Annotated in this window: 20 protein-coding genes; 18 read left to right on the top strand and 2 right to left on the bottom strand. The window is 50.0% G+C overall.

What is annotated here, in order from left to right; translation table 11 throughout:
- Nucleotides 1–275: 275 nt before the first annotated feature.
- Entirely contained in the window at nt 276–1,415 is a 1,140-nt protein-coding gene (gene mnmA / locus MKX50_RS18665) for a tRNA 2-thiouridine(34) synthase MnmA (RefSeq protein WP_213589594.1), read from the bottom strand.
- A gap of 288 nt (nt 1,416–1,703) precedes the next feature.
- Between mnmA and MKX50_RS18660 the strand changes: the two genes are divergently transcribed.
- A complete protein-coding gene (locus MKX50_RS18660; protein ID WP_155610751.1) occupies nt 1,704–2,123 on the top strand; it encodes an Rrf2 family transcriptional regulator in 420 nt (139 codons plus the stop codon).
- 71 nt (nt 2,124–2,194) lie between these two features.
- On the opposite strand, the gene MKX50_RS18655 is transcribed toward MKX50_RS18660, so the two are convergent.
- Complete coding sequence (locus MKX50_RS18655) at nt 2,195–2,434, bottom strand: hypothetical protein (RefSeq protein WP_230873736.1); 240 nt, start codon at nt 2,432–2,434, stop codon at nt 2,195–2,197.
- 222 nt (nt 2,435–2,656) lie between these two features.
- Between MKX50_RS18655 and MKX50_RS18650 the strand changes: the two genes are divergently transcribed.
- The 17 genes from MKX50_RS18650 (at nt 2,657) to MKX50_RS18570 (ending at nt 20,407) form a co-directional block, all read left to right on the top strand.
- On the top strand, nt 2,657–3,814 hold the full coding sequence (locus MKX50_RS18650) for a cysteine desulfurase family protein (RefSeq protein WP_213589596.1): 1,158 nt from the start codon (nt 2,657–2,659) through the stop codon (nt 3,812–3,814).
- A 94-nt stretch (nt 3,815–3,908) separates the two neighbouring features.
- The gene (locus MKX50_RS18645) at nt 3,909–4,430 is read left to right on the top strand and encodes a PRC-barrel domain-containing protein (RefSeq protein WP_213589598.1); all 522 of its coding nucleotides are present in this window, start codon (nt 3,909–3,911) and stop codon (nt 4,428–4,430) included.
- A gap of 11 nt (nt 4,431–4,441) precedes the next feature.
- Nucleotides 4,442–4,651 carry a hypothetical protein gene (locus tag MKX50_RS18640; RefSeq protein ID WP_196427132.1) on the top strand — a complete coding sequence of 70 codons (210 nt, stop codon included), beginning with the start codon at nt 4,442–4,444 and terminating at the stop codon, nt 4,649–4,651.
- 158 nt (nt 4,652–4,809) lie between these two features.
- On the top strand, nt 4,810–5,874 hold the full coding sequence (locus tag MKX50_RS18635) for an AI-2E family transporter (protein ID WP_213589600.1): 1,065 nt from the start codon (nt 4,810–4,812) through the stop codon (nt 5,872–5,874).
- A 41-nt stretch (nt 5,875–5,915) separates the two neighbouring features.
- On the top strand, nt 5,916–6,068 hold the full coding sequence (locus MKX50_RS18630) for a hypothetical protein (protein WP_339157562.1): 153 nt from the start codon (nt 5,916–5,918) through the stop codon (nt 6,066–6,068).
- Between the two features lie 211 nt (nt 6,069–6,279).
- A complete protein-coding gene (gene alaS, locus MKX50_RS18625) occupies nt 6,280–8,904 on the top strand; it encodes an alanine--tRNA ligase (protein ID WP_213589603.1) in 2,625 nt (874 codons plus the stop codon).
- A gap of 129 nt (nt 8,905–9,033) precedes the next feature.
- The gene (locus MKX50_RS18620; RefSeq protein WP_055105165.1) at nt 9,034–9,294 is read left to right on the top strand and encodes an IreB family regulatory phosphoprotein; all 261 of its coding nucleotides are present in this window, start codon (nt 9,034–9,036) and stop codon (nt 9,292–9,294) included.
- 9 nt (nt 9,295–9,303) lie between these two features.
- Nucleotides 9,304–9,720, top strand: a complete 417-nt coding sequence (ruvX, locus tag MKX50_RS18615; protein ID WP_213589605.1) for a Holliday junction resolvase RuvX — start codon at nt 9,304–9,306, stop codon at nt 9,718–9,720.
- Between the two features lie 12 nt (nt 9,721–9,732).
- The gene (locus MKX50_RS18610) at nt 9,733–10,041 is read left to right on the top strand and encodes a DUF1292 domain-containing protein (protein WP_213589607.1); all 309 of its coding nucleotides are present in this window, start codon (nt 9,733–9,735) and stop codon (nt 10,039–10,041) included.
- The gene (locus MKX50_RS18605; protein ID WP_213589609.1) at nt 10,041–10,340 is read left to right on the top strand and encodes a DUF1292 domain-containing protein; all 300 of its coding nucleotides are present in this window, start codon (nt 10,041–10,043) and stop codon (nt 10,338–10,340) included. The genes MKX50_RS18610 and MKX50_RS18605 overlap by 1 nt, the downstream gene beginning before the upstream one ends.
- A 102-nt stretch (nt 10,341–10,442) precedes the next feature.
- Nucleotides 10,443–11,495: an endolytic transglycosylase MltG gene (gene mltG, locus MKX50_RS18600; protein ID WP_339157561.1), complete on the top strand. Its 1,053-nt coding sequence runs from the start codon at nt 10,443–10,445 to the stop codon at nt 11,493–11,495.
- Nucleotides 11,496–11,510: 15 nt separating this feature from the next.
- Nucleotides 11,511–12,449 (top strand): peptidase U32 family protein, encoded by a 939-nt coding sequence (locus MKX50_RS18595; protein WP_213589618.1) that lies wholly within the window; start codon nt 11,511–11,513, stop codon nt 12,447–12,449.
- 22 nt (nt 12,450–12,471) lie between these two features.
- On the top strand, nt 12,472–13,806 hold the full coding sequence (locus tag MKX50_RS18590; protein ID WP_339157560.1) for a U32 family peptidase: 1,335 nt from the start codon (nt 12,472–12,474) through the stop codon (nt 13,804–13,806).
- Nucleotides 13,807–14,159: 353 nt separating this feature from the next.
- A complete protein-coding gene (locus MKX50_RS18585; protein WP_339157559.1) occupies nt 14,160–16,331 on the top strand; it encodes a methyl-accepting chemotaxis protein in 2,172 nt (723 codons plus the stop codon).
- Between the two features lie 88 nt (nt 16,332–16,419).
- Complete coding sequence (locus MKX50_RS18580) at nt 16,420–17,160, top strand: Bax inhibitor-1/YccA family protein (RefSeq protein ID WP_339157558.1); 741 nt, start codon at nt 16,420–16,422, stop codon at nt 17,158–17,160.
- Between the two features lie 215 nt (nt 17,161–17,375).
- Nucleotides 17,376–18,434: an HD domain-containing phosphohydrolase gene (locus tag MKX50_RS18575; RefSeq protein WP_339157557.1), complete on the top strand. Its 1,059-nt coding sequence runs from the start codon at nt 17,376–17,378 to the stop codon at nt 18,432–18,434.
- A gap of 185 nt (nt 18,435–18,619) precedes the next feature.
- Nucleotides 18,620–20,407, top strand: coding sequence for a penicillin-binding transpeptidase domain-containing protein (locus tag MKX50_RS18570; protein WP_339157556.1), 1,788 nt, complete (start codon nt 18,620–18,622; stop codon nt 20,405–20,407).
- Nucleotides 20,408–20,503 lie beyond the last annotated feature (96 nt).

Raw genomic sequence — 20,503 nt, 5'->3', positions numbered from 1 at the left:
TAGAAAATAACTACTATAAATCCATTAAACTAAGGGGGGCACGCCGAGGGCAATCGCTCATTCCGTAGCTTCTTCTAGCGAGGGCTGGGTTCACACCGAATTTGGGGTTTGTGGCTTTAGCCCACAATCTAATGAAGATGGCGGGCATCCGCTTCGCTAATTTCCTGCAAAGCGACAAAGCAAAAAAAGTTGGACGGAAAACCTTACGTTTTCTTGCCCAACTTTTTATTTTGGAGACTTATGAGACAGCCCCTTCTCTTTGTGCGCAGCTTCGGCTAGCTTAGGGAGGCTCCCGACTCAGGAACAGGCATCTTCTCGGCTGCTTCGATCGTGCCGCCGCCCAAGCATTCGTCGCCGTCATAGAAGACGACCGCCTGGCCTGGGGTAATCGCCTTTTGCGGCTGATCAAAGGCAACAAACATCGTTCCGTCTTCCCGCGGAATCAAAGTTACTCCTTGATCCTGCTGGCGGTACCGGAACTTGGCCACGCATTTGAACGGCTTGTCCGGCAGCTTGTCCGCGCCTGCGATCCAGTTTACGCCCGAGGCAACCAGACCGGTCGAATACAGGCTTGGGTGCTTGTCCCCTTGCACGACGTAAAGGATGTTGTTCTGCAAATCCTTTTCTGCCACGAACCAAGGCTCGCCGCTGCCCGATCCGCCGATGCCAAGGCCTTGGCGCTGCCCCAGCGTGTAATACATGAGGCCGTCATGCCGGCCTTTGACTTCACCCGTTACAATGTCAACCATATCTCCGGATTGGGCGGGCAGGTACTGGCTTAGGAATTCGCGGAAATTGCGTTCGCCGATGAAGCAGACTCCTGTGCTGTCTTTTTTCTTGGCAGTATAGAGTCCCGCCTCCTCAGCAATGCGGCGCACCTCCGGTTTGGGCAGATGTCCGATGGGGAACATCGCTTTGGCCAATTGCGCTTGATTCAGCGCATTAAGGAAATAGGTTTGGTCCTTGTTGCTGTCTACGCCGCGCAGCAATTTATATTGGCCGTCATGTTCTTGCACAACACGGGCGTAGTGTCCTGTGGCTACGTAATCGGCGCCCAAATCCATGGCCTTATTCAGGAACTCCCCGAATTTGATCTCGCGGTTGCACATCACATCCGGATTTGGCGTGCGGCCGCGCTTATATTCTTCGAGAAAATAGGCAAATACTTTATCATAGTATTCCTTCTCGAAATTGACGGTATAGTAAGGGATATCGATTTGCTCGCAGACGCGCCGTACGTCCTCGGCGTCCTCCTCCGCCGTACAGCGGCCGAACTCATCGGTATCATCCCAGTTTTTCATGAAAATGCCGATAACATCATATCCTTGCTGCTTGAGCAGCAGCGCCGTTACCGAGGAATCGACGCCTCCGGACATGCCGACGACAATTCTTGTTTCGCTGTTTGATCCAGACATCTATATCACTCCTTTGGCGGTTTCCCTGTCGATATTTTATCATAAGCAGCCGGTTCGGGCGAAATTATCGGAATGTTAATTCACGGTAAACGAATTGCGCGAAAGCCGGGCCGTTTTATTTTCCAAAAGACACGGGATATGTTACGATAAACATAGGTTAATGATAGGAATAGGGAGTTATTGGCCAAGTATGTCCTTTGGGCACGGACACATGCCCCCTTATCATTACTTTATGGATCAATGTTCAATTATATAAATATTACTTGAAAATTGAAAGAGGTGGCTTCTTTGAAGATTTCCACGAAAGGACGCTATGGCTTAACGATCATGATGGAACTCGCTGCGAAGTTCGGTGAAGGACCTACTTCCTTGAAGAGCATCGCTGAGAAAAACCAATTGTCCGAGCATTATTTGGAGCAGCTGATTGCACCGCTTAGAAACGCCGGGCTTGTAAAAAGCGTGCGCGGTGCATATGGGGGCTACATACTATCGCGCGCTGCTGAAGAGATTACAGCAGGGGATATTATCCGCGTCTTGGAAGGGCCGATTTCCCCGGTAGACTTCACGGAGGAGGATGATCCGGCCAAACGGGATTTATGGCTGCGGATCCGTGACAGCATCGCTGAGGTGCTGGACTCGACTACGCTAGATAGTCTGATCAATTATGAAGAGGCTGGCGCAGAGCAAAACTATATGTTCTATATTTAAATATAGCGACGAACACAAAAAGACTCCTCTCGAGGAGTCTTTTGTTGGGCTTATGGCAAGGATACGATAGTTTACTTTATCCAATAAGAACGATCGCGCTTCGCCTGCGTTTGTGCCGGGCGGGGCTTTTCGATTTTATCGATCGGGATGATGCGAGTGACGTGCACGATTTCTTCCAGCAGAAACCAGAACGCGCCTTCCACGGTGCGAAGCTGCACCTTCTTCGGGTCTGCTCCCCATTTCGGCAAGCCGCGCATCGTCTCACCCGAGTCCAGTATTATGACGACTTCCTGCTCTAGTGTAACTGCCATCTTTAGTTCGTGCATCATTCTCACGCTCCTTCGGTTTATACTTTTATCATCGGAATATTAACGCAGAAATTAAAGAGAAAATCATGATTATGATGCACATTTGCTGGACACCTGTTAAGCCCGGCGTTATGATGGGAATGTTTCAGGGGAAGAATACGATAAAAACGCATGAAATTCAGGTTGTTTGCGCAACCTTGCAAAGAAAAGACAGGTGATCATAAATTGAGAAAAATATATTTGGATCATGCAGCTTCGACCCCGATCCATCCGGAGGTTGCCGAAGCTATGATTTCCGTCATGCAGAAGCATTTCGGGAATGCATCGAGCGTACATTCCTTCGGAAGGGAAGCGAAGCGGGTAGTAAACGGTGCTAGGGATCGCCTGGCTGCGGCTCTCGGCTGCAAACCGGAGGAGCTGGTATTTACGGCGGGCGGCACGGAAAGCGATAATCTGGCCTTATTCGGAACAATGCATGCCCAGAAATCCCGCGGCAAGCACATTGTGACGACCGCCATTGAGCATCACGCCGTTCTGCATTCGTGCCAGCAGCTGGAGCGAGACGGCTTCGAGGTAACGTATCTTCCGGTTGATCGCACGGGGCGCGTCCATGCGGAACAGGTTGCTGAGGCGCTGCGGCCCGACACTTTTCTGGTCAGCGTGATGTTTGGCAACAATGAAGTCGGTACACTGCAGCCGATCATTGAAATCGGGGAAATGATCCGCAGCACTGGCAGGGATATCGTCTTTCATGTTGATGCGGTCCAGGCACTAGGTGCCGTTCCTATCCATTGCAATGAACTCCCAGTTGACCTCATCAGCTTTTCCTCGCATAAAATAAACGGCCCTCAAGGCGTAGGTGCGCTGTATATCCGTAAACAACGAATGATCGAGCCGATTCTGCACGGCGGCCTCCAAGAGAAGAAGAGACGGGCTGGCACAGAAAATATGGCCGGTATCGTCGGCTTTGCCAAAGCTGCGGAAATCGCTGTATCCGGATTGTCGGAAAGACGCGAGCATGATCTGAAGCTGCGGTCAGCATTGTTGTCCAATCTGGAGCGGACCGTCGGCTCGGAGCATTTTCGCGTTAACGGAAATCAGGAGTTTTATCTGCCGCATATCGTGAATATCAGCTTCCCGGAAATGCAGACGGAGACGATGCTGATGAACCTCGATATGGAAGGGATAGCGGTAGCCAGCGGCTCTGCCTGCACCTCGGGATCGCTTGAGCCGTCTCATGTGCTCGAAGCCATGAATCTTCCGCAAAATCTTTTGCGCTCGGCGATTCGATTCAGCTTTGGTTTGGGTAATACTAGTGAAGAAATAGAGTACACTGCCGAAAAAGTTGGAACCATCCTAACCCGTCTTCGTAAAAAAATATAATGGGCTGTGTTTTTCAGATTCCAAGGAAAGGAGGATGCGTTCGCTTTTTCACATTAAGCTGTAAATAGCCCAGCGAGGAGGGACCTGAACAACTATGAGACTGCAGGATATGATAGGCTTGGCTGTCTTTGAAGTGGAGGGCGGCAAGCAGGTCGGAAAAGTCCTCGATGTAATGTTGAATGAAGATTGGACTATTTCAGGGATTACGCTGGAGGGGAAGACGATGTTCTCCACAAGCAGCAAAGTAGTGCTCTGGGAAGATATCGTCGCTTACGGCGAGGATGCCGTCATGATTCGCAATCAACAGGCTGTCCGCAAATGCGAAGCCGAGAATATACAGCTTACCTTCATTTCGGGTAACGGCAAATTGAAGGAACTTCCTGTTCTCACGGAGGACGGTACGATGATTGGAACCGTTGCGGATGTTTATTTTGAGCAGAATTTGGGAAATACAATTACTGGTATCGAAATCAGTGATGGATTCATATCCGATCTGATGGAGGGGCGCAAAATACTGCCTCTTACGCCAGGGATAACGAAAGGGGAAAATGCGATCATGGTCCCCCCGAACAGTGAGCAACGGCTGGAGAAGACCATGAATTCTATCAATGGATAGGTGATTGAATGATGAAATGTCCAAATTGCAGCTCCAAGGATATTGGGAAGATCGGTTCCCATCAATTTTACTGCTGGGGATGCTTTATTGAATTGACGGTAAACGGGGAGAAGATGTCCGTATACCAGGTTGAGGAAGACGGAACGCTCAGTTCCTTGGATGATTTGTTCTTCGGCGAGGAAATGACGCAGGATTTCTCGCAAATGCATGCATCGACTTAATATGCCGGCCTACATATAGAACGCTACGATTCTATATCGGCGCAGGTGAGCCCTTCTCCGCTAGGAGGAGGGCTTTTTACTGTCTATGGTACGGTTATTTTTGCCTCGTCACGCGCATACTGACCTATAGCCAGTCCGCCGCCAAGGAGGGATCGTGTGTGGAACCGTTCAACAACAAATTGTTTCGCAATGGAATATGGCTGCTGCTGGGCCTGGTTATCCTTTATTTCCTATGGCTGCTCCGCCCGATGCTGACTCATATCTACGGATTTCTAAAAGCCGTACTGGCTCCTTTTGCCATTGCGATGATTATCTCTTATATTCTTAATCCCGTGGTACGGATGCTGGGCGGCCGCAAGGTGCCGAGGACGATGGCCGTGCTGCTGATTTACGCGGTGTTTCTGACCAGCCTGTCAGTGATTCTGATCAATGTCATTCCGATGTTCATTGAGCAGCTGGAGGAGCTGGGCGAACATTTGCCAGAGCTGACCCTGCATACCCAGCAAATGATCAACCGGTGGGACAGCAGTCTGCTTCCCGGCAGCATCCGGATGGGCATGAACAATTGGTTTTTTCAATTTGAGCATCGTCTGGCTGACGGAATCTCGAAATTTCTGGATAATATCGGTACGACGATCGGGGTCGTCTTCAATGCGTTCATCATCCCTTTTCTGATCTTCTATATGCTTAAGGATTTCGAGGCATTTGAAAGAATGATTCTTCATTATTTGCCGCGTTCCCGCCGCAAGTCCACCGTTTCGCTATTGAAGGATATCGACGGCGCGCTGGGCAATTATGTGCGCGGACAGCTGCTCGTATGCGTCATTATCGGGGTGCTCGCCTATTTCGGTTATATGCTGATTGGCATGCCTTTTGCGCTGCTATTTGCCGGGGTGGTTGCGGTATGCAATGTCATCCCTTATCTCGGCCCCTTTCTTGGCGCGGCGCCTGCTCTCGTTATGGCTACCACGATATCGTGGCGCATGGTGCTTATGGTTGCTTTGATCAATACGGTATGCCAGTTCATCGAGAGCAACATTATCTCCCCGCAGGTCGTCGGCAGGTCGCTGAATCTGCATCCAATGCTCATTATTTTCGCGCTGCTTGTCGGCGGGGAAATTGCCGGGGTGGCCGGCCTTATTTTGGCGGTTCCTCTATTTGCGGTGGGCAAAGTGGTTCTGCAGCATTTTTATACGTATTATGTTCGCCGAAAAACGGTCTAGAACCGCATTGACAGCGGGAATTTCGCCTTATATACTTATTAGTGATTTGTTCAAACATGTATAACCCGCAAATCGTTGACGAAATGAAGTACGTCCATGTTCATGGTTTCAGAGAAGGCGTTCCTTCGCGAAGCTGGCTGACCGATCCAGAGGTCCCGCTTACGCCGCGTTGGCTGAGAGAACCCGATCATTGACCGGACGGAAAGCTGATTTCAGAGAGCGAAGCAAATTCGCCGGGTGGTTCCCGTTATCGAACTGTTCGAGGCGATCGTATCTATCGGGCGTGGTCAAGTTCCGAAATACGATAACCAGGGTGGTACCGCGAGTTAATCGTCCCTGATATTCAGGGGCGTTTTTTCTTTTTTTCAAGATTTCACGAACATGATCTGTTTAGGAGGAACCCTTATGAAATCAAGTGAAATTCGTTCCAAATGGCTGGAGTTCTTCGCCAGCAAAGGACATAAAATCGAACCGAGCGCATCTCTCGTACCTCATAATGATCCTTCCCTGCTGTGGATCAATGCAGGAATGGCTCCGCTGAAGCCTTATTTTGACGGCCGTGTAAAACCGGATAATCCGCGCATGGCCAATTCGCAGAAGTGCATCCGCACTAACGATATTGAGAATGTCGGAAAGACGCGGCGGCATCATACTTTTTTTGAGATGCTGGGCAACTTCTCGATCGGCGATTATTTTAAAGAAGAAGCCATTACTTGGGCCTGGGAGTTTCTGACGAGCAAGGAATGGATCGGATTTGACCCTGAGCGTTTGTCCGTAACGGTCTATCCGGAGGACGAGGAGGCGTTCAAGCTGTGGAACGAGAAGATTGGCCTACCTGCCGAGCGAATCATTAAGCTGGAGGACAACTTCTGGGATATCGGCGAAGGACCATGCGGTCCCTGTACGGAAATTTTCTATGACCGCGGCGATGCATACGGCGATTTGTCTGACCCGGATTGCACGCCGGGTGGAGAGAATGAGCGATTCCTGGAAGTGTGGAACCTCGTCTTTTCGCAGTTCAATCATAATAAAGACGGCAGCTATACGCCGCTGCCCAATAAAAATATTGATACCGGCGCAGGGCTGGAGCGGTTCGCATCCATTCTGCAGAACGTGAACTCCAACTTTGACACGGACCTGTTCATGCCAATTATTCAGGAGACCGCCAAAATCTCCGGAGTCAAATACGGTGCGAACGAAGATAGCGATGTGGCCATGAAGGTGATCGCCGACCATATTCGCACGGTTGCCTTTGCCGTGGCTGACGGGGTGCTTCCATCCAATGAAGGCCGCGGATATGTCATCCGCCGCTTGCTGCGCCGGGCTGTCCGTTACGGGAAGACACTGGGTCTTGATAAGCCGTTCATGTACAACCTCGTTAAGACGGTTGGCGATATCATGGGAAGCTATTACGGCGATGTCGTGGCAAAACGGGATTTCATCGAGAAGGTAATCCGCACGGAGGAAGAGCGGTTCCACGAAACGCTGAGTGACGGATTGGCAATTCTCTCTGAGATCAGCGAGCAAGCCAAGAAGGAAGGACGCACGGTGATCAGCGGCGCGGATGCCTTTAAGCTGTATGATACGTATGGATTCCCGCTCGATTTGACCGAAGATTTCGCTGCCGAGCATGGCCTGACCGTAGACCGCGAGGGCTTTGAGTCTGAAATGGCAGGACAACGGGAGCGTGCCCGGGCTGCGAGCCATAAAGGCGGCAGCATGTCGGTACAGGGCGGCGTATTGGCCGACTTTACGACTAAATCGGATTTCGTTGGATATAATGAGCTAGAAACGTCCACCAGAATTTTGGCAATCATTGTGAACGATGAGTTTGCCGGTGTATTGTCGGCGGGCGAAAGCGGCCAGGTTATTCTGGAATCCACTCCTTTTTATGCTGAAAGCGGCGGTCAGGTGAGCGATAAAGGGGTAATTCTGAGCGAGCTGGGCAGCGCCGATGTGAACGGACTGTTCAAGGCGCCGCGCGGACAGCATGTACATCAAGTCACGGTGAATTCTGGCGAACTGCGCGTAGGATCGGCCGTGACGGCCCAGGTGGACCGCAAGCTGCGCAGCGAGATTCTGAAGAACCATACCGCTACGCATCTGCTCCACAAAGCGCTAAAAGAAGTGCTCGGCGAGCATGTCAATCAGGCCGGCTCCCTGGTCGAGCCGCAGCGCCTGCGTTTTGACTTCTCGCATCTGGGCAGCATATCCCCTGAGGAGCTGGCGGAGATCGAGCGCAAGGTGAATGAGCAGATCTGGAATGCGCTGGACGTCGTGATTGAATATAAGCCGATTGACGAAGCCAAGGCGATGGGCGCTATGGCCTTGTTCGGCGAGAAGTACGGCGATATCGTCCGCGTCGTCCAGGTCGGCGATTACAGCCTTGAGCTGTGCGGCGGCTGCCACGTCAGCAATACGGCGGAAATCGGCCTGTTCAAACTGATCAGCGAGAGCGGCATCGGTTCTGGTGTACGCCGGATTGAGGCGGTGACAGGCCGCGGGGCTTACATGTACATGGATGGCCAGCTCGAGCTGCTCAAGCAATCCGCAGCGCTGCTTAAATCGAACGTCAACGAGGTGCCGAAGCGGATCGAAGCGCTGTATCAGCAGCTGAAGGAGCTTGGGCGCGAGAACGAGTCGCTTCAGGGCAAGCTGAGCGCCATCGAGGCCGGCGAGTTGACGAGCCGCATTGTCGAGGCCGGAGGAACCAAGCTGCTTGCGGCGCGGGTAGAAGCTGCAAGTATGGATATGCTAAGAACCTTGGCCGATGAGCTGAAAGTCAAAGTACCGGATGCCGTCCTTGTACTCGGCGCAGCGATGGAGGACAAAGTGAACTTTGTCGTGGCTGTACCTCAGGAACAGGTAAAGCGCGGCATTCATGCCGGCAAGCTTGTCAAGGAAGTGGCAGCCGTCTGCGGCGGGGGCGGAGGCGGTCGCCCGGATATGGCGCAAGCCGGAGGCAAGGATGTCTCCAAGCTGGAGGATGCCTTGAAGCTTGCTGAAGAGTTAGTTGCGGCTCAAGGGTAGATGTGCGGCATTCGATACCGTAACCGAAAATTTCCTTTAAGAACCTACAATATGATATAGTAAGGGTAGACTAAGAGGAAACCAGACTGCGATCAAGAAGACGTATGTCTTAAGAAGCGAGGTGTCATCATGGACTACATGGATAAAACTGTAAAGTTTAATGTCAAGGGTGATGAGCAGGAGGCGTCTGCGCAGGAAATTCTTCTTACGGTATACGAAGCGTTGCAGGACAAAGAATACAATCCAATCAACCAGATTGTCGGATATCTGCTGTCAGGGGATCCGGCATATATTCCGCGCCACAACAATGCTAGAAGTCTTGTGCGCAAGAAGGAACGCGACGAATTGATCGAAGAACTGGTAAGGTTTTACATGTCCAGTCACCGTTAGGAGAATAGCATGAAAATTATGGGTCTGGACTACGGGGATCGCAGAATCGGCGTTGCGGTTAGCGATATGTTCGGATGGACCGCCCAAGGCGTGGAAGTCATTGAACGCCGGCGGGAGGGCGACGAGTACGAGCGGATTGCTGAACTGGCCAGTCAGCATGAGGTCGAGGAAATTGTCGTTGGTCTTCCGAAGAATATGAACGGATCGGTTGGTCCCCGTGGTGAAATATGCAAGGCCTTTGCAGAAGAGCTTCGCAGCAGGATCGAGCTGCCGGTTCATTTATGGGATGAGCGGCTGACCACCGTCTCGGCCCAGCGGACGCTGATTGAAGCGGATGTCAGCCGGAAGAAGCGCAAAGGAATTGTGGATAAAATGGCCGCAGTTTTGATTTTGCAAAACTATTTGGACTCTAAGAGTAAAAAGTGAGGGTGATCGCACATGTCTAATGATCGTATCGGCAATGAAGAAGAACCGGAGATTATTTACATCCCTGACGACGAGGGCAATGAGGAAGAGTTTGAAGTCATCATGAAGTTCGAGGTTGACGGTTCGGATGCAAAGTATATGATGGTCGTTCCTGTGGAATCCGATGAGGATCAAGAGGCCGAAGAGGTATACGCATTTCGTTACGAGGAAGACGGCGATGACCTGAAGCTGTATACGATTGAAAGCGACGAGGAATGGGAAATCGTCGAGGAAACGTTCAATACGCTGATCGATGAATTCGACGGGGAGGATCAGGATTAATGCCGGAATTTTCCGCCAGTCATGTGGTATGGACCTCCCGCGTGAAGGATGCATTCGGTACCGTCGTAGAGCTTGAGGATGAAGAGGGACGGGTTTCCGATTATTCGATCGAGAGTGAATTCGATGTTGCAGGCAGCTCCTATGCAGTGCTTAGAGCAGAGGGCGACCGAAATGCCGAACCGGAAATATTCAAAATTATCAGCGGCGAGAACGGAGCCTTGGAGCTCGTTACGATCGATGATGATGATGAATGGGAGAACGTGTCCGAATTGTACGATGAATTAACATTTCCGGAATAGAGCGGTGCGCTAGCACAACTCTTCTGTGAAGCCAGTCATTTTTATAGATAAGTCTGAGAAGGGCGGATACCGCCCTTTTTGGCTGTTAAGGGAGTTGATTGATTGAAAAAGGTATGGAAGTGGCTACTTTCCTTATTGCTTATCATGCTCATAGGCGCAGGCGCGCTGGCTGCGTACGGCTATATGGAAATGCAGCCCGTGAACCGGTCGGAGCAGCCCGTCCAGATTACGATCGCACCCGGAACGGGAACGGCTTCGATTGCGAAGATTTTGGAAGATCAAGGTCTGATCAAAAACTCTTTTATGTTCAAAACTTATTTAAAGTGGAATTCGCAGGGCAGCCGCTTCCAAGCGGGCATATATGAAATGCAGCCGGGCGTGACGTATGACGAAATCATCCAAAAGCTAAACAGCGGGGACGTGGTCAAAGCCGAGATGATTCGCTTTACCATACCTGAGGGTTACACCGTCAGGCAAATGGCCGACAAGCTCGCCGATGCAGGTTATGTGGATAAAGAAGCGTTTTTGGAGCTGACCAAAGAGCCTCAGGGGATCGATGGCGCCGTTCTTGCCGGTGTTCCGGCGTCGGCGGTGCTGAATTATCGCTTGGAGGGATATTTGTTTCCGGAAACCTACGAATTGGAGAAAGGAAGCACGGAGACGGATATCATTGCCAGGATGCTGCAGGAAACGGATAAACGAATCAAGAGCATTCCTAATTTTGACCAGAAGCTGAAGGCCCGGGGACTGGATTTCAACCAGTTGATGACGGTCGCTTCCCTAGTGGAGCGCGAGGTCGTTGCGGACAGTGAGCGGGCCCTGGTGGCAGGAGTAATTTATAACCGCATCGCCAAGGATATGAAGCTGGAAATCGATGCAACGGTTCAGTACTTGCTTGATAAGCCGAAGGAACGGCTGCTGTACAAGGATTTACAGAGCGTGGACAGCCCTTACAATACCTATATGTACAAGGGGCTTCCTCCGGGGCCGATCGCGGCACCCAGCTTGAAATCGATCGAAGCCGCGCTGGAGCCGGAGAAATCGGATTATTTATTTTATGTCACCAAAAAAGACGGCAGCGGCGAGCATTTATTTGCGAAGACGTATGCGGAGCATCTGCAGAATATTAAAAAAAGCAAAGAAACAGCTAAATAACGAAGGTGGTTGAATATGGGAAACAAACCGGAGCTGCTGGTCCCGGCAGGTTCTTTGGCGGAGCTGGAAGGCTATCTGGAAGCCGGAGCCAACGCTGCGTTAATCGGGGAAGAGAAATACGGAATGAGGCTGCCCGGCATTATGGCCGTAGATGAAATCGCAGAGGCCGTGAAGCTGGCTCACGCCCGCAGCGCTAAAATTTATGCCAGCGTAACAAATATTATTAGCAATGAGCTGCTGGCGGAGCTTCCGCTCTATTTGCAGCGGCTGGAACAGGCCGGAGTAGATGGCATCCAATTCGGGGATCCTGCGGTACTGCAGGCGGTAAGATCCATGGGGTTGAATTTAAAGCTCCACTGGAATGCGGAGATGACCTCCACGAACTATGCAACGGCGAATTATTGGGGGAGCAAAGGGGCATCGCGCGTCGTGCTGGCCCGCGAGCTCAATATGGATGAAATCACGGAAATGCAGCCTCACCTCAAACTTGATTCCGAGGTACAGGTTCACGGCATGACGAATATTTATCATTCCAAACGCCGTCTGGTGGACAGTTATTTGAAGCATCAGGGAAGAACGCTGGAGCATGGCAAAGACGAATTGGGCAAAGAGCGGGGATTGTTCCTTGTCGAAGCGGAGCGTCCTGGAGAGAAATTTCCGATTTTTGAGGATACGAATGGCACGCATATTATGAGCTCGGATGATATTTGCATATTGGAGGACCTGCATCATCTAATGGCTGCGGGTGTGAACAGCTTCAAAATTGAAACTTTGCTGAAAGACGTCAATTACAATACGACGGTTATTAAGGCTTACCGGAAGGCGGTCGACAGCTATTTTAGCAATCCGGACGACTATGAATTCAATGAAGAATGGCTGGATGCAATTCGGGAAGTTCAGGATCCCGAGCGTGAGCTTTCATTTGGCTTCTTCTACAAAGAGCAAGTATATTAATAAAGGCAAGAGGTGAACGAGGATGCAAACGGCACAGAAACATCAGCCGAAATATACCGGGAAACGCTATCGCTTGGATAAGCCTGAGCTGCTGGCTCCGGCAGGAAACTTGGAGAAGCTGAAATTTGCCATCCATTATGGAGCGGACGCAGTATATATCGGGGGACAGAAATACGGTCTTCGTTCGAACGCGGATAATTTCAGTTTTGAAGAGATGCGCGAGGGCGTGGAGTTCGCAAAGAAATACGGAGCTAAGGTATTTGTGGCTACGAATATTTATGCGCATAATGAGGATATCGAGGGAATCGAAGAGTATTTGCGCAACCTGGAAGCTGCAGGAATCAGCGCGATCATTGCTGCTGACCCGATCATTATTGATACGGCGCGCCGTGTAGCTCCGGGACTAGAGGTGCATCTTAGCACCCAGCAATCTACGATCAACTGGCAGGCGGTGAAGTTTTGGAAGGAAGAGGGTTTGCCGCGGGTCGTATTGGGCCGGGAAACCAGCATGGAAGAAATCCAGGAAATCAAGAAGCATGTGGACATCGAGATTGAATCCTTCATCCATGGAGCCATGTGTTCATCCTTTTCCGGAAGATGTGTATTGTCCAACCATTTCACGGACCGGGACTCCAACCGCGGAGGCTGCTGCCAGTCCTGCCGCTGGAAATACGATTTGTTCGAGGATGGACCGGGCGAGGAAGTTTGGGCATCGGAAGAGGAATTGGCTATGGCACAGGCAGGGCAGACGCCCAAGACAGGGGTTAAACCGCTTCCGCTCTTCCAGGAGGAGGATAATCCATTTACGATGGGCTCTAAAGATATGTGCATGATTGCCCACATTCCTGACCTGATCGATGTCGGCATCGACAGCTTTAAGATCGAAGGGCGAATGAAGTCGATCCATTACGTGGCCACCGTAGTCAACGTCTATCGCCAGGCGATCGACTCGTATATGGCCGACCCGGATAACTATGTATTAAAACCGGAATGGCTGGAGGAAATCAATAAAGCGGCAAATCGTCCGCTGAATACGGGCTTCTTCTACGATACGCCGGATCACGAGGATCATATTTACGAGCCGGAGGAGAAGGCGGTGCCGTACGACTTCGCTGGACTTGTCATGGAATATGATCCGGCTGAAGGCACGGCAGTTATCCAGCAGCGCAACTACTTCAAGCCAGGCCAGGAAGTCGAATTCTTCGGTCCGAACGGAACCTTCTTCAAGCAAACCGTCGGAACGATTTGGGACGAGGAAGGCAACGAGCTCGATGCGGCACGCCACCCGCTGCAAAGAATCAAAATGAAAGTAGATCACCCTGTAGCCTATTTCGATATGATGAGAAAAAGGAAATAGTGGGATAAAATATCAAAAAAAGAGTCTTTGTCCGAGTAGGACTAAAGACTCTTTTTTTGGTGTTCAGAAGCATAGATTTCAGTGGCTTGAGAACCTGAAAATGCAAGAAAAGCGGTAAACAACCGCAGTCTGGTCCCTTTGGGCAAGACCTCGGTAAGACGTTTTCCTTACTGTCATTTTAACTTTTTTGGCAGAACGTTAAACTCATAGGAGATTTTTACCGATAATAAAAAGGAAAAGGTGGTTTTTTGTCGAATATTAACAAGCAACAGAGGAAAAATTTATGAGGTTTGTAGCATGACCTCGAGTCCTACTTTCGTGGGGTTAATTATTATGAGCGGTGGGTGATCAACATGAAATTGGTTCCAAAGAAGGAGAACCAAGCTAAAGACAACAAGAAAGAGACAAAGAAAGGTACGGATGCAGCACAGCCTAAAAATAAAGCAGGCGGGGGCTGGAAGAAGAAATTCAGTTCTGCAATCGAGAACCTTCCGAAAGACTTCAATCCGTCAAGATCGGTAGGCATCCGTTTGTTTCTTATTTTCTTCATTGCCATTATGTCCTTTGTACTTGCGATAGGAATTCTATCCTATACAATGGCCAAAAACACGATTGAGAAGAATGCTGAAACAGCAAGCCAACAAACCATCGTGCAAACTTCGCAGAAGCTGGATATCATTTTCCAGAAATACGAAGAGACTTTGCAGCAGGTATTCCTTGACGATGAAATGCAGAAAGCAATCCGGGATGCCTCGCTTACTACTACATCAGATTATGACCGCTTCACAACTTCTAACCAAATGAGAAACCGTCTGAACTCCATGACCTTCTCAAGCAAAGGCGTTGTTGCGGTATACATGGTTCCAGGGGAAGAGGATCTGATCGGCCCGGTAACGTCGGGAAGTGCGGACAACAATTTCATCAACAATATTCGCAGCGAATCCTGGTTCGAGGACATGGCGAATACGTCTCAGGTGAAATGGATTACGGCTTCCAATGAGAATGCAAGCGGAACGCAGATCTTCAGATTGGTCAGATCCGTGCAAAGCGTAAGCAGCATGAAACGATTCATTCTCGTGGCGGATATTAACCTGGAAATTCTAAACGGATATTTGCAGGAGCTTAACCTTGGCAACGGCTCTAAAGTCCAAATGCTCACGGCTGATAACATGATCGTTGGTTCTTCGGCTGAAGGAGAGAACGGACAGCAATCCGAATTTACTATTCAGAAGAAGGAAGACGGAGCCCCAGGAAGCACACGCATCAAAAATGCGCAGGGCAGAACGGTGCTGGCCGTGTACAATACACAGCAAAATTCAGGCTGGACGCTGATGGGCGTGCTGCCTACGGATCAACTTACCAAGGATGCCAGAGGTATTCTGGTGACTACGTTCATCTCGCTGGCTGTCGTAGCTGCCATTGCGATCCTGATTGGCATGTGGATGGTCAGAATGATCGGCCGTCCGCTGGTTGAGCTTAAGAATTTGATGGAGGAAGGCGCGAAAGGGAACCTGAATGTCCGGATGAAGCCGAAATCCAAGGATGAAATCGGGATGCTGACCGCGAGCTTCAACGTCATGATGGAGCAGATTACAGAGCTGGTCAAGCAAACGAACAGCTCCGCACAGGATGTGCTGGATACAGCGGCTGAACTAACGCAGGCTTCGAATAAAACGGCTATTTCCGCTAAAGAAATCGCAATTGCAACTGAGGAAATTGCCAATGGGGCAACAAGCCTGGCCAATGAAGCAGAGCGGGGCAATGAGCTGACGGAGAACATTTCGCGGCAAATGGAGCATGTTATCTCCGCGAATAAAGAGATGGAAACGTCCGCACGTCAGGTGGAAAGATCCAGCCAGCAGGGTACGGAGTACTTGAACGAGCTGCTGCAGAAGACAAGCGTTACGGGTGAAATGGTCAATGCGCTAACCGAGAAGGTCGAAGCGCTGAAATCCAGTACATCCTCCGTGATGAAGGTACTCGATGTTATGCAGAACATTACGCAGCAAACGAACATCCTGTCTCTGAACGCCACGATTGAAGCGGCCCGGGCCGGAGCTGCAGGGCGCGGATTTATGGTTGTAGCAGACGAAATCCGCCAGCTGGCTGATCAGTCCAGACAATCCATCACGATGGTAGGGGAAATCACAGACAACATTCAGAAGGAAATGAACGAGACTGTCGAGGCCTTGTCGGAAGCAAGCCCGCTGTTCCAGGATCAAATCAAATCTGTGAAGGAAACAAGCCAAATCTTTGTATCCGTTCAGGAGCAAATGGAAGGTTTCGTGCAGCATCTGGATTCGGTAACAGCATCGATCGACGAGTTGAATCAATCGCAATCCGTATTGTCTGAGGCGATGAGCAACGTCAGCGCGGTAGCGCAGCAATCGTCCGCGACTTCGGAGGAGGTTGCTTCCTTAAGTAGCGAGCAGCAGAACGTCGGCGATCAACTTGTCAACCTGTCCGGCAAACTTGAGAATGTATCCACTGGCTTGAAGGAATCCTTGTCGAAGTTTACGGTATAACCTAAAGAAAAATATAGGCGTACTAATATGGACAAAATTGGAGTATATGTTAGTATGATTATAAAATCTTATCTGAGGTGATTGTAGGTTGATAGGTCGCAGCGGCAATCCGACATTGAATGACAAAACATTCGATCAAATCGGATATCATTCCGGACAGGATGCAATGACGATTGAAGGTACGGTCAACAAAGTATTTATTACACTTGCGGTACTCTTAGGTGGCGCATTTGCATCCTGGTCCATGCATTTCAACGGGCAGAACGTGATGCCTTACGCTATCGGCGGGGCGATAGGGGGCCTCGTTCTGGCTCTTATCATTAGCTTCAAGCCGACGACAGCTCCGTTTCTCGTACCGATTTATGGCGTTCTCGAAGGGTTGTTTCTAGGCGCGATTTCTGCGATTTTCGAAAATGTGCAGCGCGGGATCACGTTGCAGGCCGCACTGCTGACGATGGGCGTCTTTGTCGCCTTGCTGCTGGCTTACAAATCAAGGCTGATTAAAGCGACGGAGAACTTCAAGCTGGGCGTGTTTGCGGCTACAGGCGGCATTGCGCTTGTATATTTGCTGAGCTTTGTCCTAGGGTTTTTTGGAATATCGATTCCTTATCTGCATGAGAGCAATTGGATCGGAATCGGAATATCCGTCGTTATCGTTATCGTGGCCGCTCTGAATCTCGTACTTGATTTCGATTTCATCGAGAATGGCGCTAATCAAGGCGCTCCAAAATATATGGAATGGTACGCTGCGTTCGGATTAATGGTTACCTTAGTATGGCTTTATATCGAGATCGTTCGGCTGTTGGCAAAACTGGCGAGCCGGGATTAACGGACCGTGTTTCAAGATTGAGGTGGAGAGAAATCTCCGCCTCTTTTTTATTTTAAAATTTAGATAATGATCCAAAAGGCCTAGATCATGGTTAGGCTATAGTATTATAACAATTGCTTTTTGATATAGCCCTTAGCACTATTTAATTAATGACTTTAGCTTTCGATATTATAAATAAGGTGTAACAGATTAGATACGAAGGGAGGGTCTTTTCTATGAAAACTCATGTTATGGAGCTTAAGGCCGGAGACAGATTAAGGGAAGATACTTTTAATGGCGCTGGGCTTCACATATTGCCTAAAGGTACGGTTATCCAAACCGAGGAAATTGCCTTATTAATTCGCCAGAGCATTGATTATGTCGACATCGATCCGCGTGACAGGGGGAGCGAAGAGGCTTACTCTTCAAATGTCGCAGACAGTATAGGATTCAGCCAGGAATTGCGAAAAAACTTCGATAAGACGATTCAAGCTTTTCAGGCCATTTTCCTTGAAGCGTTAACGACGGGTAAATTCAATCAATCCATGGTTGACGAACAACTGCTGCCGACTTTGGAGGCGCTGGATGACCGCAAAAATATTACAACTCTGCTGTACATGCTCAGCAATGACGACGTGAACATTTATAATCATTCCCTGCAGGTTGGACTGCTGTCTTATTACATAGCTACCTGGCTCGGATACTCCAGAGAAGAGTGCCATGAGATCAGTAAAGCAGGATATTTGCACGATATCGGCAAAAGCCGTGTGCGCCAATCTATAAAAAACAAAACCGAGTTGCAGGGCGAAGAACTGGAGGAAATGAGGCGCCATACCCACTATGGCTACGAAATTATCCGGGAATCGATCAAGGACAATAAGACGATTGCACTTGCTGCTCTCCAGCATCACGAATATGAAGACGGCTCCGGATACCCAATGGGAACCGGAAGAACTGAAATACATCCATATTCGCAAATTGTAGCCGTTGCCAACGCATATGTCGAAATGACGACTTCGCCTAGGCGGCAACCGCATGATAGTTTAATCACTGTGCTGCGGAAAGTGTATGAGCTTGGATTCGGAAAACTAAACGAAAGGGCAGTCCAAGCCTTGACTCAAAACCTTCTGCCAAACTTTATTGGCAAGCGGGTGCAATTAAGCAATGGGGAAAATGCAACGATTGTGTATAATAACCCCACCGATATTTTTAAACCTCTTGTTAAGGTGGATGATTTCTTCAGAGACTTGGCACGGGAGAGAGATATTGAGATCGTCGAAATATTTTTTGAATAACTAATGTGAACAAGCCCGACTGAACCCTTTGACTCAGTTGGGTTTTTAGTTGTCCGTTTATAACGCCGCATGGCGTTTTTTTTCATTTCATGGCGAAATTCTATCAGCTCACCAAGCCAGATTACCCTGAAAGTGTGAATCTGCTTTTCCCAGGAAATAATGTGAAGACGGAAAGGTGGAGGACGATGACATTACTTCGCAAAAGACGCATATTTTATATTCTAATAGGTTTTATGCTGATGCTTCTTATATATGCAGTTCGCATGGTCTGGATTCAGATCGCTTCGGCCAATAAGGCCATTAGCGCGTCTGGGATGACGATGAATGAATTGGCCGTGCGCCAGCGGGAGGAAGGAATAGAATTGGATCCAGGAAGAGGACAATTCTTGGATCGGCATGGCGAACCACTGACAGGGAAGACGGTTTGGGTTCCCGTCTTATTTCCGCTCAAACACTTGCCGGATACAAGTCAAATACATGGTGTGGCTGACTTGCTTGGGGTTACGGCGGCTGAGTTGGAAGGGAAATGGAGCAGGCTTCAATATCCGTTCATATGGAAAAGCCCGGAAGGGCAAGCACCGCTCGTGCTGGCTGAGCATGAGGCGGAGCGATGGAGCCAGGTTAGCGGGTTTAGGATTCTCCCTTACATGCAGCGCTATTTGGAAGATAAATCGGGAAAACAATGGCTCGGATATGTTTCGCAGCGACCGGATTATATCCGCAGTCTCTATGGGCAAACGAATAGCCGGGGGCTTCCTTTATCGCTGCAGGTTGGAGCGTCGGGACTGGAACGCACCTTTGACCAGTTTCTGCGCGGCGTCGGATCTACCCGGGCCGCCTATACCGTAGATGGACAGAAAAGACCGATATCCGGTCTGGGAATGCGTTTAACAACGGCTAATGACCGTTATTATCCGCTGTCTGTCCGCACGACTGTGGATCGGACGATTCAGCAGCATTTAGAAGATTTGACCGAGCAGATGGGAATCCGTGAAGGAGCAATCGTTGTCCTGGATGCGGCGCAGGGAGATGTCGTGGCTATGGTATCGCGTCCTTTTTTTAATCCCCGGCAAATCGATTTGGAGCAGGGCAGTTGGAGCAACCATGCGGTGAAGGCTGCGGTACCGGGTTCGATCTTTAAGACGGTCATCGCTGCAGCGGCGTTGGAAGAGGGGGTAGCTTCACCGGGAGAAAAATTTCATTGTACGGGACATTACGGCAAATACGGTCTTTCTTGCTGGAAGGAAGGAGGGCATGGCATGATTACGCTCAAGGAAGCTTTTGCCCAATCTTGCAATATCGTGTTTGCCGAGTTAGGCGAGAGATTGACGGCCGACAGCATCGGACGTACCGCGGACAAATTGGGGCTCGGACGCATGGTCGGTTGGCAGAGCCCTTCTTTTCGCGAAGGTCTGGCGTTAAGGCAGATCGATCAAGAAGAGGCTGGAGTCGTGTTCGCCAAAGGGGGTAGTCCTGATGGGGGAACGAGGGCACAAACAGCTTTAGGTCAACGCGATGTGCTGGTGTCACCTTTGCAGGCTGCCAACCTGGTGGTAACCTTGCTCCATGATGGGAAAGTCGCGGCGCCGCGGCTAGTCCAGGATATTTATTTTAAAAATGGCGTCCGAATGCTTGAACTTCCTCCCCAGTCCGCTCCATCCAAATACGGGGCTATTTCCCCGGCTACGGCAAGAATACTCCGCGGCTGGATGAAGGAAGTCGTAAGTCATGGGACAGGGCAAGCCTTGCAGAATGCCCAGTGGCATCTGGCCGGCAAGTCAGGAACTGCGCAAACTGTCTCAGCCGGGAGGCCGGCCAATCATCAGTGGTTTATCGGATACGGGCCGGCCAAGCAGCCCCGTTACGCAGTGGCTGTTCTTGTGGAGAATCGAAGCCCAGGCGCGCCACATCAAGCTACTGAACTGTTCCGCAGAGTGATGGATCTACTGGCAGCAAGAATTCATGAAATTTAAGACCCTAAATTTGGAGTTAATATGATAAAATAAAAGGGATACACTAAAAGCCTTAGGGCCCGCCAAAGTCAGTGAATGAGATAGAAAAGTGGGGAA

This window comes from Paenibacillus sp. FSL W8-0186 (assembly GCF_037969765.1).
Lineage (GTDB): Bacteria > Bacillota > Bacilli > Paenibacillales > Paenibacillaceae > Fontibacillus > Fontibacillus woosongensis.
This window is presented reverse-complemented; position numbering and strand designations above follow the sequence as displayed.

Bases quoted from the DNA above. Each gene is read 5' to 3' on its own strand.
- ruvX (WP_213589605.1), top strand. From the start codon at position 9,304: ATGAAAATTATGGGTCTGGACTACGGGGATCGCAGAATCGGCGTTGCG.
- MKX50_RS18620 (WP_055105165.1), top strand. From the start codon at position 9,034: ATGGACTACATGGATAAAACTGTAAAGTTTAATGTCAAGGGTGATGAG.
- MKX50_RS18595 (WP_213589618.1), top strand. From the start codon at position 11,511: ATGGGAAACAAACCGGAGCTGCTGGTCCCGGCAGGTTCTTTGGCGGAG.
- mnmA (WP_213589594.1), bottom strand. From the start codon at position 1,415: ATGTCTGGATCAAACAGCGAAACAAGAATTGTCGTCGGCATGTCCGGA.
- MKX50_RS18570 (WP_339157556.1), top strand. From the start codon at position 18,620: ATGACATTACTTCGCAAAAGACGCATATTTTATATTCTAATAGGTTTT.
- MKX50_RS18575 (WP_339157557.1), top strand. From the start codon at position 17,376: ATGAAAACTCATGTTATGGAGCTTAAGGCCGGAGACAGATTAAGGGAA.
- MKX50_RS18605 (WP_213589609.1), top strand. From the start codon at position 10,041: ATGCCGGAATTTTCCGCCAGTCATGTGGTATGGACCTCCCGCGTGAAG.
- MKX50_RS18610 (WP_213589607.1), top strand. From the start codon at position 9,733: ATGTCTAATGATCGTATCGGCAATGAAGAAGAACCGGAGATTATTTAC.
- MKX50_RS18655 (WP_230873736.1), bottom strand. From the start codon at position 2,434: ATGGCAGTTACACTAGAGCAGGAAGTCGTCATAATACTGGACTCGGGT.
- alaS (WP_213589603.1), top strand. From the start codon at position 6,280: ATGAAATCAAGTGAAATTCGTTCCAAATGGCTGGAGTTCTTCGCCAGC.
- MKX50_RS18585 (WP_339157559.1), top strand. From the start codon at position 14,160: ATGAAATTGGTTCCAAAGAAGGAGAACCAAGCTAAAGACAACAAGAAA.
- MKX50_RS18645 (WP_213589598.1), top strand. From the start codon at position 3,909: ATGAGACTGCAGGATATGATAGGCTTGGCTGTCTTTGAAGTGGAGGGC.
- MKX50_RS18640 (WP_196427132.1), top strand. From the start codon at position 4,442: ATGAAATGTCCAAATTGCAGCTCCAAGGATATTGGGAAGATCGGTTCC.
- MKX50_RS18590 (WP_339157560.1), top strand. From the start codon at position 12,472: ATGCAAACGGCACAGAAACATCAGCCGAAATATACCGGGAAACGCTAT.